The organism is Gemmata sp. SH-PL17, from assembly GCF_001610855.1.
In the GTDB taxonomy this organism is placed as follows: Bacteria; Planctomycetota; Planctomycetia; order Gemmatales; family Gemmataceae; genus Gemmata; species Gemmata massiliana.
In genome coordinates this window covers 4083909-4100046 of sequence record NZ_CP011271.1, presented here as the reverse complement: position 1 = coordinate 4100046, position 16138 = coordinate 4083909, and the positions used below count along the sequence as shown (strand labels likewise).

The window sequence follows — 16138 nt, the reverse complement described above, 5'->3', positions numbered from 1 at the left end:
CATTCCTCTCTTCGGCACCGTGTCGCGTGTGCCGCACTTAAGAGTTAAGCAACGATGGTGCCGTTCGCGCGAGAATGAGTGCTTCGACACAATTCCGCTGCGATTCCGGTGGAAAACTGGCGCGACTGAACCAGTTATTCGGCTGATTCTGAGGCGAGGGCGGATGCCGTGAACGGATCGGTTGGTTGTTGATCGCGTTTGGAGCGAGGCGACGGGAGGTTTTTGAGTTACCAGATTGAGAACTTGGGGACCGTGCGTGCTTACGGTGCGCGATATCTTGCGCGGATTCGGGCCGGAATTGCCCTAGCCGCGTGCTTCCTTTCAACGCGGGTTGGTGTTTTTACCGCCGTTGGGCATTTGTTCAGAAAGAAACTGCACCGCGGGGGCGCAATACCGACCTTGTTTTCAGTTACGGTATCGCCTGCCCGTCCGTGAGGGCCGCGGCCGGGGACGCGAACTGTTCGGAGCCGGTTACGTCGGTCCAGTCGGTGGCCGCGGACTTTTTGTACCGGCGAACTTGGGTGAACTGACCGTCGCCCTTAATGAGTTGGACGGTTACGCGGGCCGCTTTTCCACCTTCGACCGCGTACATGACCGCATCGTCGCCGGATTTGCCGACCGCTGCCGCCGGGACCGACCACGCGGCCGGGAGTTCGATCGTCAGTTTCGCGTGGACGAACATTCCCGGCCGCAGTGCTCCTACTTCATTGGGGAGGTCGATCTCGGTTCGCAGCGTGCGCGATCCCGGCTCCAGTGACCAAGACGTGCGGACCACTTTCCCCACCTGCTCCGGTCCCTGGAGCGCCAAACGCACATCCTGACCGACTGCGACCTGTCCGGCGTCGGCCTCGGGTACGTTTACCACCACTCGCACCGGATCGGTTCGGGCTACAGCAAATAGACCGGTCTTCTCGGTCCCGCTCACCAAGTCACCGGTGTTGACCGACCGGCGGGTCACTACCCCGTCGAACGGGGCCTTGATCGCCGTGTAGCTGCGGAGTGCGTCCAATCGGTTAACCTCTGCTCTGGCGACTTCCAGTTTCGCTCTCGCGCCGACCACATCGGCCACCACCTTTGCTTCGTCGGCTACTGCCTTTTTCACCGCGGCCCGTGCCGCAGTGACGCGCGCGGTCGCTTCCTTCTGTCCGGCTTCCGCGGCCCGGAGTTGGTTCTTCGTCTCGTCGAGCGTCTGGCTGTCGCCGACCCCGTTGCCGAGTAATTTTGCGATCCGGTCGACTTCCTTTTGCCAGCGCTCGTACAGAGCCTGCGAGCGATCCACCCCCGCTTCGGCAACGGTGACCAGCGATTCTGCGGCCGTGACACCGGCCTTCATCGCCTCTGCCGCTTTCTCGGACTGCACCACTTCTGCTTCGGCCTGTTTGACGAGGGCGACCTTTTGCTTCCACTCTTCGTCCAGTTCCGGCATGGTCAACACGGCCAGAATCTGCCCCGCCTTGACGCGGCTCCCGATATCGGTTTGCCGGTCGTGGGGCGGGCGGTTCGCTTTCTCCGGGTCGTCCGCGATCCTCCCGACGAAGCCGGGGAGCTTCGCGTGCAGGACCGTTTCCTCGAACGCCGTGGCCGTGCCGGGCTGCTCGATGACCCGTTTGATCGCGCGCCGCTCCGGTTTGATGACCGTGATCGGTGTCGCGGGGGCCGGAGCTGCTCCCCCGGGAGGAGTTGATTTCTGATTGCACCCGACGGCTGGCGTGAGGCCGAGTGCGGCAGTGAGAACGAACGACAGGTCACGGCGCATGGGAAGCCTCCCGCGAGACGATCTCGGCGTTCGGGACGTAGTGCGGGCTGTTGGGGTCGAACGGGTCGAGTGACGCGGACGCGGTACCGGCGCGCCCCAGGAGCAACGCGAACGCGGCCGGCAACACGAACAGCGTGGTGAGCGTGCCGGCCGCCAGTCCGCCGACCACCGCTCGACCGAGTGGCGCCGTTTGGTCCCCGCCCTCGCCGAACCCGAGTGCCATCGGGACCATGCCCGCAATCATCGCGCACCCGGTCATCAGGATCGGCCGTGCGCGGGTTCGCGCGCCCTCAGTACCGGCATCGCGGGCATTCATTCCTCCGACGCGAGCGCGCTCGGCGAACGTGACGAGCAGGATGGCGTTGGCGGTCGCTACCCCCACGGCCATGATCGTTCCCATGAACGACTGGAGATTGAGTGTGGTACCCGTAATCAGCAGTATCGCCACCACTCCCGTGAGCACCGCCGGTACCGGGACCACTGCCACGAGTGCCAGCCGGACGGACTGGAAATAGGCCAGGAGCAGCAACCCAATAACGACGACCGTAATGATCAGACCAATCCCCAGCCCCCGGAACAGTTCGTTGAGCGGGGCGACCTGTCCGCGCACGTCTACCTTTACCCCGGCCGGAGGGGGACCGGCCGCTTCGACCGCCTTTGCTACCTGCCGCGCGACTTCGCCCAAATCCTCGCCCTGAACGTTGCCGGTCATGCTCACCACGCGGCGCATGTTGTACCGGTCGATCTGGCCGGGCATCGTACCTTCCTTGATTCGACCCACGTCGCGGAGCAGCACCCGTTCCGATCCCTTCGTGATGACCGGAGCCTGTTCCAGATCCTTGACCGAGTTGACCAGCGTGAACGGCACCTCGACCTGAACCTGATAGCCGACGCCGCTGGCCGGGTCGCGCCAGTAGTTCGGTACGGTGAACCGACTCGACGACGTGTAGGGCGTGATCGCCTTGGCCGCGTCGCTCATGGTCGCTCCGGTGCCCTGGAGCTTGTACGGGTCCACCTCGACCCCGAGGGTCGGGTAGTCGAGCGCCTGCCCGTACCGCAGGTCCACCACCGCGGGCACCTTTGCCAATTCCTGGTATAGTTTTTCCGCGTGCACCCGGTTGTCGGCCATCTTGGGGCCGCTCACGGCCACTTCAATGGGCGACGGCGAGCCGAAGCTCATCACCTCGTTTACGATGTCGGCTGGCTCGAACGACAGCCGGAGATCGGCGAGCCGCGCCCGGGCGATATCGGCGGGCACGCCCTCGCGCTGCCACTTTTCGGCGGTCCACTCGCGCAGGTGAGCCGGCAGCTTCTCGCGCAGCCGGGCCTTTAGAGCCTCGACGCGGGCGCTGCCCGATTTCAGCGCCACCCGAACGACGGACTCTTCCGGCCCGCCCATCCAGAGGTACACGGTGTTGATCGGGTACGACGACGGGACGATGCCGACGTACCCGAGGCTGATGTCCACCGTACCCCCGGCGTCGCGCACCTCGTGGTCGATGAACCGCAGCGCTTCCTGCGTGATCGCTTCCGTTTGTTCGATTCGGGTACCGGTCGGGGCCTTGAGCCGGAACTGGAATTGCCCAGCGTCCACTTGCGGGAAGATTTCCGTTCCCAATTGGCGCCCCGCGAGGAGCAGAACCGCGACCGTGACCCCCAGGTATGTTGGTACCAGCACCCACCGGCTCGCGACGCCACTTCGGGTGACGCGGGCGAACGCGCGTTCCACTCGCCCGGGTGCGTGCGACAAACTGGCGTGACTGCTCGATTTGTTCTTCAGCAGCCACACGCACAGGACCGGCAAGAACGTGCTGGACAGGACGTAACTGGCGATCATCGAGAACCCGACCGCCAGTGCCAGCGGTGCGAAGAGGGCACGTGCTGTTCCCTGCATCAAGAACGACGGGATGAAGACGGCCAGGATGCACAGCATCGCCAACAGGCGCGGCACCGCCGTCTCCGTGTTCCCCAACCGAACGGCCAACGCGACGGACTTGTGCCGGGTCATTTGAGTGTGGATGTTCTCCACTTCGACCGTGGCTTCGTCGACCAGGATGCCGACCGCCAGCGCCAGCCCGCCGAGCGTCATCAGGTTGATCGACTGCCCGGTGAGCCACAGCGCGACGAGTGCGGCCACGAGCGCGAGCGGGATGTTCAGCACCACGACCACGACCGACCGCCAGTCGCGGAGGAACACCAGCACCATGAGACCAACCAGACCGGCGGCGAGCAGCCCCTCGAACGCCACCCCGCGCATCGAGTTGGTCACGTAGGGGGACTGGTCGAACTCGAAGCTCACCTGAATGTCGTCCGGGAGCACGGCCTGCATTTCCGGCAGGTTCTTCCGCACGTTGCTCACGACGTCGAGCGTGCTGGCGCTGGCCCGCTTGGTGACGAGGATGTAGACCGCGCGCTTGCCGTTCACGAGGGCGTAGCCGGTCGGGACGTCGCTGGCGTCCTCGATCAGCGGCCGGTCGGTCAGCTTGTCGCGCAGGCACACGTCGCGCAGGAACACCCCCGGTTTCACTTCGAGAGCGCCGAGTTCGTCCGGCCGGGTGACCATCGCGTTGGTCGGCACCAGCGGCATCCGGGTGGCGTCGCGGATCTGCCCAGACGGGGCGATCGTGTTGCCGGTCGAGAGCGCCTGAACCACCTGGTCGGCGGAGAGCCCCTGGGACTGGAGTTGCTTCGGGTCGGCCCGGACGACGACCGTTCGCTGGCTGCCACCGAATGGTGGCGGCGCGCTGACGCCCTCGATCGCCGCGAACATCGGCCGCACCTTGAACAGCGCCTGGTCCTGGATCTGGCCGACCGTCTTGGTTTCGCTTTTGAGAACCAAGTACCCGACCGGCACGCTGCCCGTGTCGAACCGCATGATGAACGGGTTCACGGTGCCCGGCGGCATGAACGCGCGCGAGCGGTTCACGTACCCCACCGTCTCCGCCATCGCCTGGGCCATGTCGGTGCCGGGGTGGAAGTAGAGCTTCATCAGGGACGCGCCCTGCGTGTTCTTCGACTCGACGTGGTGGATGCCGTTGATGTAGAGGAAGTGGTACTCGTAGTAGTTCGCGATCAGCCCCTCCATCTGTTGCGGGTCCATGCCGCCGTAGGGCTGTGCGACGTAGACGACCGGCAGGTCCAGCGCGGGGAAGATGTCCACCTTCATCCGGTCGGCGGCGAGCAGCCCGGCGAAGGCGGCGCCGGCGACCAGCACCATGACGGTGACCGGCCGGCGCAGCGCGGCGGTGATCGGGTTCATTCGCGGGTCCGGTGTGAGGTTGGCGCGGGTTCCGTCTTCAAACTACCGCAGTGACGCGACCGGGTCACGGGGAAGGAGCTGAATTCTTCTTGATCTCGGTCGGCTCGAACTTGTTCGGTGGCGGGACCGGTTCGGCGGCCCGGTCGGGCACAGGTACCGGTGCGGGCCGCGCAGGGCCGGGAACCACTGTCCCTGGTAGCGACGCTGGCGGAGCGGCCGCGTTTGCAAGGCACTGCGCGGGGTGCCCGAGTGCGCGATACAGCCGGAACTGCGCGCGGTTGTGATCGCCGACCGCTGCGTAGTAGTCGCGGTACGCCTGGTCGAGTGCGGCGACCGCGGCGACGGCTTCCTGCGGCCGGAACACGAGGGCCAGTTGCTCGCCGACGCGCTTGCCCGGCACCAACCCGCGCAGGTTCTTCTCGGCCGTCTCTGCGGCGTTCGTAACGCCCTCTTCGGCCGCTTTCAGCCGGTTCGCGGCGCGGCGGAGTTGGGCGTGCGCCTGCACTACTTCAGCCGTCACGCGGTCCTGGGTGCGGAGTAACTGGAGCAGCGCCGCGCGCTGTTCGGCCTCGCGCTCCCGGACGTTCGCGCGGTTGCCGAATCCGAGGTTCTGCACTTCCCAAACGGCTTGCAGGTCGAAGCTGAATCGACCGCCGAAGTTGCTCAGGTTGTCGTTGATCCCGCCGCCGAACACTCCCCCAGCCAAGCCCGGCACCTGTGACCCGACCCCGCGCAGGGCGACATTGGGAACGAACGGCCGCATTTTCTCCTGCTTCAGTCGTGCGAGGGCCGCCTGAATCAGTGCCTGGTCCGCGGCCAGTTCGGGCCGGTGCGTGAGTGCCACCGGAATAAGGTCATCGGGCGCGGAAGTCGGGGCGATCAGCTCGACGATCAGCGCCGGCTCCTCGGCCAGCTCGACCAGCGTGCCGGGTTCGAGGCGCAGCACGCGAGTCAAGTCCGCGCTGGACGTCTGCCACCGTTCGTATGCCGCTTCGACGGCTTGCCGGCGGCGAGCGACTTCGGTCTTCGCCCGGTTCACCTCGACCGTCGGCGCGAGGTCCGGGGCGACCTTTTCGGTCAGCTTCACCAGTTCCTCCGCGCGCCGGAGGGCATCGATGGAACCGGCTACTTCGCCACGGGCTTGTTGAACGGTGAAGTACGCTTCCGCGACACTCAACGTTGCGTCGTTTCGAGCCGCCTGAGCGTCTGCTTGTCGCGCACGCAGAACTTGTCGAGCAGCGAGTGGCGCGTAAACGGCCTCGGTCACGGGGAATACTGCGGTGGGACCGGCCCCGACGAGGAACGAGGAACGGCTGGTGGTGAAAACTCGTCCGGCGATGTCCTGAATCTGTCCGTCGTGGCGGTAGTAGTCCACGCCGACGCCGATGTTCGGCAGCCACATCACTTTCGCCCGATCGAGTGCGGCGGACGCGGCCCGGACCCGTTCGCTGGCGATTTGCACGTCGAGCGGGCGGCGCTCGTGAGGGTCAGCGCGGTCGGCAGGTCGATGGGGAGCGGTTTGCCCTGCGTCGCAGCAGCCGGTACCGCCGGGAGAGTCACGCCTTTCGCGGGTGGCGCACTCTTTTCGCCACCGTCCGCGGGGATTTGTGCGCTCGTTTGAACCACAGCCTGTGTAGGTGGCCGGCTGGGTATCGGTCGCACGGATGTTTGGAGTGTGTGCGGTAACTCGGCGGGTTGTTCGATGTAGGGCGTGGCACAAGCCGGAAGCGCCAACGCCCCGGCGCCGACAATCCACTGAGTGGCCCGGTGAATTCGGCTCCTGGTCGCCACTTCAGCCTCCAGACACTCGGCGCCCCGGCCCCACGGAACCGACCGTGACGGACCGTAACGTGAGTATCGGTATAGGAGTTACGCAGTTGGCCGTTTGGGGGTGACGTTCGGTGGCTTGTGCAGGTAAGTTGGTACCCCATGAACCCACCCCGCGCCACCGCCGAGGATTATATCGCGTTCCTGGTCGCCACACCGGGTGAGGGCACGGCAACCGAGATGGGGCGGTGCCAACCGGCTCGCCCCGATGCTCCGGCTCACGATGCCTTTACCCGGCTCCTGAACCGCCTCGAACCGGAACCCGAGGCCCTGTGGGACGAAGTGCGCCCGTTGCTTCCCACCGACGGGGTGCTGGTGTTCGACGACACCGTTCTGGACAAACCATTCGCCCGGCACATGGGACTGGTGGGCCGGTTCTGGTCCGGGCGCCACAAGCGCGTGGTTCCGGGCATCAACTTGGTCACCGCCCTGTGGACCGACGGTGATGCCCTGTGGCCGTGCGACTACCGCCTCGTTGATAAAGCGGCCGGGGACGGCACCAAGAACGATCAGTTCCGGGACATGCTCCGGGTGGCCGCCGGGCGCGGGCTCGCGCCCCGGTGCGTGTGCTTCGATTGCTGGTATTCGGGCAAGGACAACCTGAAAGCGGTGCGCGCGTTGGGGTGGACGTTCGTGACCCAGGTGCGGTGCAACCGCAAGGTGAACCCGGACCGCACGGGCAACCGACCCATCGAGGAATGCGACATCGCGGCGAGCGGCACGGTGGTGCACTTGGAGGGGTTCGGTCGGGTGAAAGCGTTCCGGATCGCCACCACAGACGGTGGCACGGAGCACTGGATCACCAACGACCTGTCGATGGACGAGGGGGCGCGGTTGATGTTCGCGGAGCGGGCGTGGGGGATCGAGGAGTTCCACCGGGGCCTGAAACAGCACACCGCGGTGGACCGGTGCCAGACCCGGATGGGGCGCGCGCAACGGAACCACATCGGGTTCGCTCTCCGCGCGTTCGTCCGGTTGGAGTGGCATCGGTTCAACACCGGGGTTACCTGGTTCGCCGCCAAACTCGCCATCATCCGAGAGGCCGTGCGCCAATTCCTCGCGCAACCGGTCTACCGACTGCCAACTGCGTAACTCCTATCGGTAAACTCGGCTGCTGAGATGATCTGTGGAATGTGAAATTTCGGTTTGATGCCAGACTTCCGCGTAGGGAACTTCTTGTGCGAAATCAGCGCGGTCCGCACGTCGGCACTCGTTTTCTACCGCAGGGCCGTTCCGTTATTCACGCTGGGGTATCCCGATAAGGACTACCGGACAAAACTACGAAGTCGCCTATCCTGATCGGCACCCATTCTGCTCAGGATTCGGTCCATGCAACTGAAGGATCTGGCCCGCGAACTACCGGAAGGCATCTGGGCGGTCTTTGAGCCGGTCCTGCCGACCAAGGTTTGGTCCGGCAACGGTCGCCCGCCGTGCGGCAATCGGGAATGCCTTCACGCGCTGTTGTACGTCCTGGCCTCGGGCATTAGTTGGGAGTTGCTCCCGTGGTGCTTCCCGTCGTACAAGACGGTCCAACGCCGACTCAAGGACTGGCTCCGCGAGGATGCGTTTCTTCGGGCGTGGCAACAACTGGCCGAGCGGTACCAGCGGTTGCACGGGATCAACTGGGACCAGATCCTCCTCGACGGGTCCAAGAAGCCGTCGGAAAAGGGGGCGAAGCTTCGGGGCCGAGTCCGGTTGATCGCGGCAAGTCGGGCACGGCGATCCACATAGCGAGCGACGCGCGAGCCATGCCCCTGGCGGTCGTAGTCACCAAAGCCGGGGCCAACGACGGCTGCCAGACCCACAAGGTGCTGGCGGCCCTGGTCGTTCGTGCGCCGGCCCCGGAGGTGCCGACCGACACGACCGACGAGCGGGGCCGACCAACCGCCCGAGCGGACGGTGCATACGGGAACGAACCGTCGCGGGGCCGAGCCGGTTCCCAGGGGTTCCGGTTGTACGCTCCCGGCCGTGGTCAGAAGCGCCCCGGAGTCGGCAAGGTGCGCAACGCCGTCGAGCGGTGTCACAACTTCTTCGCCCAGTTCGGCCGGGTCCGCAGGCGGCGCGACCGCAACGCGCGCAACTACCTCGGCTGGTGCCAGATGGCGGCTTGCGTGATCCTCTTACGATCGGGTTTTGTCCGGTAGTCCTAAGCTTCTGGGCGTGCTCGGGGTGCATCTGAAGCCACTCAAGAGCCTCGGGGCAACTCTTGGTTGGCGCGGTAGCGAGCAGGTGGACCACGGCGTTACGAAGCGCGGCCAGCACTTGAGGTGCGACCCCCTTGCGCACCCGGCACGCATCCTCGCCAAGGGTCACATCCCGAACGTAATGCAGTTGGTTCTCGATGCGCCAGTGGTCCCGAACCAGGGCCAGAAGTGCGGTCGCGTCGGCCCGCTCGGGTGACAAGCTGGTAATCCCGTGTACCACCTCGACCGTCGTTACCCCCTTGATCGTCCGCGCGCGGGTTACCCGGAACCCCTGCTTCAATCCCTTCCACCCCGAACCCACCGTCAGGATCGGGGTCGCCCGCAGGGTTCGCTTCTCGAGGCGCCCGTGCCCCTTGTCCACCGATGTGGCCTGGCGCCCCAGTTGTTCCGGCGTCGGGACCGGCTCAGGGGGAAGTGGCCGCGGCGATCCCGCGGGCCGCGTCCTCGAACCCGAGCCCGGCCTCGATATCGGCCACCCGCCCGGGTTGGTTGTCCTTGGCCACGAGCCAGGGGGTGCGCACTATGAACGGCTGACGGTGTAGGAGTTTATGTCTACACCGAGGGTATCAGGAGGATACCCCTTTCGTTGACCGCCGTGTTCGCGGACGTGCCCGACCCCAGGATCGAGACCGCGAACAAGCTGCACCCGCTGACGGATATTCTGGTGATCGCCACCTGCGCGGTGATTGCTGGGGCCGACGGGTGGGATGAGATCGCGGAGTACGGGCGCACCAAGGAGCCGTTCTTCCGCCGGTTCCTCGAGCTGCCCAACGGGGTGCCGAGCCACGACACGTTCGAGCGCGTGTTCGCCAAACTCGATCCCGATGCGTTCGCCGACCGGTTCGGCCGATGGATGGGCGCGTTGTGCGAATCGACGGGCTTGGTCCACATCGCCATCGACGGGAAGAGCGCACGGCGTTCGGCCCAAGGCACGTTCACCGGGTGCCTGCACGTGGTCAGCGCATGGGCCACCGAGAGCCGGTTAATCCTGGGCCAGCGGTCGGTGCCCGAGGGCGGGCACGAGATCACGACCGTTCCCGACCCGTTGGCCGCGCTGGACCTGCGCGGGGCGGTGGTGACGCTGGACGCGGCCGGGTGCCAGAAGGCCACGATCGAGCAGATCCGGGCACAAGGCGGCGAGTACGTGGTGTGCGTGAAGGGGAACCAGAAGGGCCTGCGCGACGCGGTGGGCGACGTGTTCGACATGGCGGCCGAGGCGGAGTTCGCCGGGTGCGACATGGCGGGCGAGGCGGGTGTGGGTCACGGGCGCGAGGAAGAGCGGTATGTAACGGTGGTCCAAGACCCGGATGGTTGGTCGGATGTGGGCGCGGTGGCGCTGGTGTGCCGGGAGCGCCGGGTAAAGGATCAGAAGAACGAGGGCATCCAGGGTTGCCGCACTATGAAGTGGTGACAATGTAGAGGTTTAGGGCTACATCGTGGGTATCACGGAGGAACCCCGATGCCGATGCCCCTGCTCGCCGTGTTTGCCGACGTTCCTGATCCGCGTCGCGAAACGGAGAACAAGCTCCACCTGTTGGGCGATGTGCTCGCCCTCGCCACCTGTGCCGTCATCGGCGGGGCCGAGTCCTGGGATTCGATCCAGGCGTATGGAGAAACCCAGAAGGCGTTCTCCCTTCGCTTCCTGACCCTGGCCAACGGGATCCCCAGTGCCGACACCTTCGAGCGGGTGTTCGCCAAAGTCGATCCGGCGGCGTTTACGCGGGCCTTCGGTCGGTGGATGCTTGCGGCGTGCGAGGCAACGGGACTGATCCCGATCGCCCTCGACGGCAAGTCGGTTCGCGGGTCGAAGAAGGCCACGGCGACCGGGTGCCTGCATCTGGTGAGTGCGTGGGCAACGAGCACTCGGCTGACACTCGGTCAGGTGAGCGTCCCGGAAGGGTCCAATGAGATCGCCGTGATCCCGGAGTTGCTCTCGATACTAAGTAGGCTGGCAGAAGTTTTCACAGGTATGCGTTGAGCCAGAAGCCTGGGGCCAAGATGCCGGCCTTCCGTAAGGCTTGACGCTCAGTCAGCCCGAGGAACCAGCGCATGGCGTAACGCGCTTCCTCGTCGATGGTCCGGAACTGACGGTTGGCCGCGACCAACCGCTTGAGTTCGCGCCACAAGTGGTCCACCGGGTTCAGCTCCGGGCACTGGGTCGGGAGCCACAACAACCCGATGTTCAACCGCCCGGCCAGCGTCTGACTCCGGTGCGCCTCGTGGCACGGGGCGCGGTCCAGGATCAGCCACAGCGAGCGACCCCGGTACCGCGCCCGCAGATGCCGCAGGAACGCTTGAAAGTCCTCCTGGCGCGCGGCCGGGCGGGAGATCACGAGCCGGTACCCGGTGCGCGGGTTGATGGCCCCGAACAGAACCCGCTTGGCGTTGCGCCCGGTGATCCGAACGTCGGCCTGCTGGCCCCGGAACGCCCAGGCGCACCGCAACGGCGGGAACAGGCGCAGGATGGTGGCGTCGATGAACAGCACCACCGCGTTACGCGGCAACAACTTCAGCCGGCGCACGAGCCCCCTTTTTTCTGGGCCCGGTGCGAGTCCTTGTCCGCGTACACGTATCGGGGACGCTTCCACCGCAGTCCCAGCGCCCGCATCCGCCGGCGGAGTGTATCCGGCTCCCGCCGACCTCGGCTTCGATCAACACGACCGGCACCGATTGGCCCGCGCGGGCGAGTCGTGTCCCGACGCGCGGACCTTTCGGCGGCTCCAGGCCGTTTTGTTGATCGCTCGTGGACGAGCCGTTCCGGAGGTGGCGCGGCTTACGGCCCTCAAGCCCTGGGCCATTTATGCCTGGGTCCGCCGGTACTTGGCCGAGCACCGCGCCGACGCGCTCGTGGACCGCCCCCGCTCGGGCCGACCACCGGCGTCACCGGCCATTACCGACGCCCGGATCGTGCGCCAGTTCCGCCGTGACCCGTTGCGCCTCGGGTACAGCACGACCGGTTGGACCGTGCCGCTCTTGGCTGCGCACCTGAGCCGGACCTACGCCGGCCCGATCACCCCGGATACACTCCGCCGGCGGATGCGGGCGCTGGGACTGCGGTGGAAGCGTCCCCGATACGTGTACGCGGACAAGGACTCGCACCGGGCCCAGAAAAAAGGGGGCTCGTGCGCCGGCTGAAGTTGTTGCCGCGTAACGCGGTGGTGCTGTTCATCGACGCCACCATCCTGCGCCTGTTCCCGCCGTTGCGGTGCGCCTGGGCGTTCCGGGGCCAGCAGGCCGACGTTCGGATCACCGGGCGCAACGCCAAGCGGGTTCTGTTCGGGGCCATCAACCCGCGCACCGGGTACCGGCTCGTGATCTCCCGCCCGGCCGCGCGCCAGGAGGACTTTCAAGCGTTCCTGCGGCATCTGCGGGCGCGGTACCGGGGTCGCTCGCTGTGGCTGATCCTGGACCGCGCCCCGTGCCACGAGGCGCACCGGAGTCAGACGCTGGCCGGGCGGTTGAACATCGGGTTGTTGTGGCTCCCGACCCAGTGCCCGGAGCTGAACCCGGTGGACCACTTGTGGCGCGAACTCAAGCGGTTGGTCGCGGCCAACCGTCAGTTCCGGACCATCGACGAGGAAGCGCGTTACGCCATGCGCTGGTTCCTCGGGCTGACTGAGCGTCAAGCCTTACGGAAGGCCGGCATCTTGGCCCCAGGCTTCTGGCTCAACGCATACCTGTGAAAACTTCTGCCAGCCTACTTAGCCGGTGCGGATCGGGCCGCGTGGAAGCAGTTGCGGGCCGAATTGGAGACCCGGCGGGAGCGGCGGGTCGAGCGGAGGCGATTCCGGCGCGACCCCGACGGGTACCTGAAAGCCCTCGAAAACAAGCTCATCCAGTCACGTTTGCCGGCCTAGCTTTTTTGCAACGCTTGGCGCACCGTCTCCGGGCAGATCGAATCCACGACCTTCAATTCGACCAGCTTGTCGGCCAGCATCTCCAAGGTCCACGCCACACGCCCCGTTGGAACCTTCGAGCACGCCAGGGCGATCAGGCGCGCCTCGCCGGCCCCGTCGAGTTTACGCTCCCGGCTGGGCTTGTCCGGCTTCTTGCGGACCAGGGCCGGTTCCAACCCTTGCTCGACGAACCGCTGCCGAACCCGCTCGATGGTGGCAACGCTGACGTCCAGCGCCTCGGCGATCTGTTGTCGGTCCAGGCTGGACCGCTGTCGGCCTGGTCGGCCTTCAAGAGGATGCGGGCGTGGATCAGTTTCTTGGCAGCCGCCTTACCCGTGGCGACCAACGTGCCCAGGGATTCACGTTCCTCGGCGGTCAGGGTGACGCGGTATTTCTTCATGGCGGACTCCTTCGGGTCCACACATCAAAATCGTACCGAGATCACCCCGCAACACAAAACAGTTGAACTACTAGCGTGGCCCCGTGCTGGCGCCCGAATCGGGCGATCCGTTGGAGGCTGGTGCGCCCCATCAGCACGGCCAGGGCGACCAGGCCCAGGACCGCCGGCAGTGGGTGGATCAGCCCCTGCAACCCGCGCGGGTCCGGAACCGTCGCCAACTCGTCGTACAGGGAACGCGCGCACATGGAGCACCTCCGATCGAAGGAGCACCCCGTCTACCCAACAAACCCACTCACGCCAAGGTGAGATGGGGAATGGCCCTGTTTTCTACCGTACCGAAGAGCCCCTTCGGTCGAGCAGGGCGCGTACTTTCCGGGCCAGGCTGTGGGGCGTAAACGGCTTCTGCAAAAACGTCTCCGCCGTTCCGAACACGCCGTGGCGCCGAATGGCCTCGTCCGTGTACCCGCTAGTGTAAAGCACGCGGACGTGTGGGTGTAAGAGTGTGTTTTGAAACCGGTCTGGAGGGTAGGCGTCGCAGAAGTTGGTGCGAAATCTGTTCACTTCGGTGTAGTTTGGAATGAGGCGGTGAATTTACCCCGCCAGGAGGTTCCCATGTCCGAACCATTGTCCGCCGAACAGGAAACAAAAGCTCAAGAGTTGGCCGCACGCATCAAGGCCCGATCCGCCGACGCGATCCTGGAGATGGCACGTCGACTTGTTGCCACCACGGACGGCACACTGTTCGGCGACACCGAGTTCGCACTGCGCGATCGGGCACAGGGCATCGTCGCGGATGCCTACGCGGAACACCTCCCCCCAAAAGTGGCTACACCACCAGCGCCATCGACTGCCCCCACTGCGGCAGACGCGCCTCGTTCCACAGCTACCGCGAAAAGACGGTCGAGACCCTCGGCGGGCCGGTCACCTGCAACCGCGCCTACTACTACTGCGGGCTCTGCGCCACCGGTTCCTGCCCCTGGGACGAGCGCGTCGGATTGACCGCCCACCGGCTTTCACCGGCGGTTGAACGACTCGCAACCCTGTGCGGGGCGGTGGCCGACAGTTTCGAGAAGGGAACCGAGTTGTTGAGGGAGACGGCCGGCGTTGTGTTGGGCGAATCGACCGTGCAACGGACCACCGAGGCGACCGGCAACCGGATCGCGACGCACATGCAGAAGGGCCGCACCTTCGGCGGCAAAGTGGCGTGGGACTGGTTCCGGGACGCGTGCGGGCGCACCGTGGGCTACATCGGGATCGACGCCACCGGCGTGCGCCAACAAGGGCCACGCGGCGAAGCGGCGGATGGTCGGATGGCCTACGTGGGGATGGTGTTCAACCCGCTCCCGGATCGCGAGCGCGTGTTCGAGTGCCTGCCCAAGCCGGGCGTGGCGATGAGGGCTCGGTACATCAGCGGTTTGTACCCGCTGGCGGGAATGGGTCCGCTGATACGCCGCCAGGGTGCTCAAGTGGACTTGGACCGTGCGGAGGTGTGGGTGGCGCTGACCGACGGCGGCGCGGGCTTGGAGGACTTCGTGCGGCTCAACTTCCCGCGTGTGGAAGCAGTGATCTTGGACTTCTATCACGCGGCGGAATACCTGGCGCAGTTGGCGCGTGCGTTACACCCGACCGACGAAGGCGCGGCACTTGCGCAGACGAAGTCGTGGTCGCGCCTGTTACGAGACGAATGGGGCCATGTGATGATCGGGGTGCTGGAGGGTTGGGAATGGCCGAGCCGAAAAGGGTTGGCGACGGTGCGGAGTGAGGTGCCGGGTTACTTCCGCAATCAGGTGGATCGGATGGACTACCCGAGTTACGAAGCCGCCGGCTGGTACATCGGTTCGGGTGCCGTCGAGAGCGCGTGCAAGACGGTGGTGGGACAGCGAATGAAGGGATCGGGAATGCGGTGGAGCGAACCGGGCTCCCATGCGGTCTGCCATGTCCGCGCGTTGTATCGCAGCGAACGCGGCCAGCGGACCGACTTCTGGCGACGGTCCACGACCACATGAAACAAACATCCACCAACTAATGCGACGCTTACCCCGGTCTGGATTTTGACGCCCCAGGTCGGCTACTCATGGCCGCCATGAGTAGGAAACCGTATCCGACCGACCTGACCGACGAGCAGTGGGAGCGTCTGGCCCCCCTTCTGCCGCAACCGAAGTCCGGTACACCCGGGGGCGGTCGCCCGGCGACCGTCGATCGCCGCGAGATCGTCAACGCCATCTTCTACCACCTCCGGGCCGGCGGCGCGTGGCGGATGATCCCACACGATTTCCCGGCGTGGCAAACGGTCTACGGCCTGTTCCGGGACTGGCGCCGGGCCGGGGTTTGGGAGAAGGTCCACTCCACACTCCGCGAGGAGGTCCGCATCGAGGCCGGTGCTCCGCCGACTCCCGAAACGCTGCGAGTGGACAGCCAGACCGTCAAGACGACTCACCGGCGCCCCTTCGGGGTACGACGGGGGAAAAAGGTGAACGGGCGCAAGCGGTTCATCGGGTCGATTCGCTCGGGCTGGTCAGGGCCCCGTCGGTACTCACGGCCGACGTCCAGGATTGGGACGGCGGGCGGTGGCTGCTGGGCGCGGTGCGTCGCCTGTTACCACGGGTGCGTGAGGTCATCGCCGACAGTAGATTCTCCACGCGGTTCCGGGAAGTGGTCCGGAACGTGTGCTGCCCGCGAGAGAGCCTCGAGGGGCGAACGGACGCCGAACTCGGATCACCTCACGCAGACCGGTACGCGCGGGACGAGAACGGGCACATCGTGGGGGTGGTCGGGTTCGCGGTCGATGTGACCGAG

15 protein-coding genes and 2 pseudogenes are annotated in these 16138 nt (G+C 66.0%); 10 read left to right on the top strand and 7 right to left on the bottom strand.

Annotated elements, in window-relative coordinates:
• Nucleotides 1-409: 409 nt before the first annotated feature.
• The 3 genes from VT84_RS17125 to VT84_RS17115 all read right to left on the bottom strand — a co-directional run bounded on the left by VT84_RS17125 (nt 410) and on the right by VT84_RS17115 (nt 6477).
• A complete protein-coding gene (locus VT84_RS17125; protein ID WP_082840384.1) occupies nt 410-1756 on the bottom strand; it encodes an efflux RND transporter periplasmic adaptor subunit in 1347 nt (448 codons plus the stop codon).
• Nucleotides 1746-5015: an efflux RND transporter permease subunit gene (locus VT84_RS17120; RefSeq protein WP_082840383.1), complete on the bottom strand. Its 3270-nt coding sequence runs from the start codon at nt 5013-5015 to the stop codon at nt 1746-1748. Before VT84_RS17120 ends, VT84_RS17125 begins: the two co-directional genes overlap by 11 nt.
• 64 nt (nt 5016-5079) lie before the next feature.
• Complete coding sequence (locus VT84_RS17115; RefSeq protein ID WP_162271738.1) at nt 5080-6477, bottom strand: TolC family protein; 1398 nt, start codon at nt 6475-6477, stop codon at nt 5080-5082.
• A gap of 467 nt (nt 6478-6944) precedes the next feature.
• Here VT84_RS17115 and VT84_RS17110 point away from each other — a divergent pair, with 467 nt between their 5' ends.
• The 4 genes from VT84_RS17110 to VT84_RS40890 all read left to right on the top strand — a co-directional run bounded on the left by VT84_RS17110 (nt 6945) and on the right by VT84_RS40890 (nt 9242).
• The gene (locus VT84_RS17110) at nt 6945-7934 is read left to right on the top strand and encodes a transposase (RefSeq protein ID WP_082840381.1); all 990 of its coding nucleotides are present in this window, start codon (nt 6945-6947) and stop codon (nt 7932-7934) included.
• Nucleotides 7935-8171: 237 nt separating this feature from the next.
• Complete coding sequence (locus tag VT84_RS17105) at nt 8172-8573, top strand: transposase (RefSeq protein ID WP_082838127.1); 402 nt, start codon at nt 8172-8174, stop codon at nt 8571-8573.
• A gap of 17 nt (nt 8574-8590) precedes the next feature.
• Nucleotides 8591-8986 (top strand): hypothetical protein, encoded by a 396-nt coding sequence (locus VT84_RS40895; protein ID WP_082838126.1) that lies wholly within the window; start codon nt 8591-8593, stop codon nt 8984-8986.
• Nucleotides 8976-9242 carry a hypothetical protein gene (locus VT84_RS40890; RefSeq protein ID WP_239465870.1) on the top strand — a complete coding sequence of 89 codons (267 nt, stop codon included), beginning with the start codon at nt 8976-8978 and terminating at the stop codon, nt 9240-9242. The genes VT84_RS40895 and VT84_RS40890 overlap by 11 nt, the downstream gene beginning before the upstream one ends.
• Here VT84_RS40890 and VT84_RS42295 read toward each other — a convergent pair.
• A pseudogene (locus VT84_RS42295) lies at nt 9126-9407 on the bottom strand (ISAs1 family transposase); the annotation flags it as partial. The gene VT84_RS40890 and the pseudogene VT84_RS42295 sit on opposite strands and share 117 nt — an antisense overlap.
• 234 nt (nt 9408-9641) lie before the next feature.
• Here VT84_RS42295 and VT84_RS17085 point away from each other — a divergent pair.
• Nucleotides 9642-10457: an ISAs1 family transposase gene (locus VT84_RS17085; RefSeq protein ID WP_239465922.1), complete on the top strand. Its 816-nt coding sequence runs from the start codon at nt 9642-9644 to the stop codon at nt 10455-10457.
• Between the two features lie 48 nt (nt 10458-10505).
• The gene (locus VT84_RS38615; RefSeq protein ID WP_157469560.1) at nt 10506-11024 is read left to right on the top strand and encodes an ISAs1 family transposase; all 519 of its coding nucleotides are present in this window, start codon (nt 10506-10508) and stop codon (nt 11022-11024) included.
• Here VT84_RS38615 and VT84_RS17075 read toward each other — a convergent pair.
• The gene (locus tag VT84_RS17075) at nt 11008-11568 is read right to left on the bottom strand and encodes an IS630 family transposase (RefSeq protein ID WP_204249779.1); all 561 of its coding nucleotides are present in this window, start codon (nt 11566-11568) and stop codon (nt 11008-11010) included. The two genes, VT84_RS38615 and VT84_RS17075, sit on opposite strands and share 17 nt — an antisense overlap.
• 97 nt (nt 11569-11665) lie before the next feature.
• On the opposite strand from VT84_RS17075, the gene VT84_RS17070 reads away from it, so the two are divergent.
• Both VT84_RS17070 and VT84_RS17065 read left to right on the top strand, forming a co-directional pair.
• The gene (locus VT84_RS17070) at nt 11666-12181 is read left to right on the top strand and encodes a helix-turn-helix domain-containing protein (RefSeq protein ID WP_204249780.1); all 516 of its coding nucleotides are present in this window, start codon (nt 11666-11668) and stop codon (nt 12179-12181) included.
• Nucleotides 12169-12729 carry an IS630 family transposase gene (locus tag VT84_RS17065; RefSeq protein ID WP_204249779.1) on the top strand — a complete coding sequence of 187 codons (561 nt, stop codon included), beginning with the start codon at nt 12169-12171 and terminating at the stop codon, nt 12727-12729. Before VT84_RS17070 ends, VT84_RS17065 begins: the two co-directional genes overlap by 13 nt.
• Before the next feature lie 170 nt (nt 12730-12899).
• On the opposite strand, the gene VT84_RS17060 is transcribed toward VT84_RS17065, so the two are convergent.
• Both VT84_RS17060 and VT84_RS17055 read right to left on the bottom strand, forming a co-directional pair.
• On the bottom strand, nt 12900-13187 hold the full coding sequence (locus tag VT84_RS17060) for a helix-turn-helix domain-containing protein (protein WP_410000398.1): 288 nt from the start codon (nt 13185-13187) through the stop codon (nt 12900-12902).
• Between the two features lie 196 nt (nt 13188-13383).
• A complete protein-coding gene (locus VT84_RS17055; RefSeq protein WP_082840379.1) occupies nt 13384-13587 on the bottom strand; it encodes a transposase family protein in 204 nt (67 codons plus the stop codon).
• 367 nt (nt 13588-13954) lie between these two features.
• Between VT84_RS17055 and VT84_RS17050 the strand changes: the two are divergent.
• Together VT84_RS17050 and VT84_RS17045 are read left to right on the top strand one after the other, a co-directional pair.
• Nucleotides 13955-15348 (top strand): annotated as a pseudogene (locus VT84_RS17050) (ISKra4 family transposase).
• 77 nt (nt 15349-15425) lie between these two features.
• Complete coding sequence (locus tag VT84_RS17045) at nt 15426-16133, top strand: IS5 family transposase (protein WP_162271734.1); 708 nt, start codon at nt 15426-15428, stop codon at nt 16131-16133.
• Nucleotides 16134-16138 lie beyond the last annotated feature (5 nt).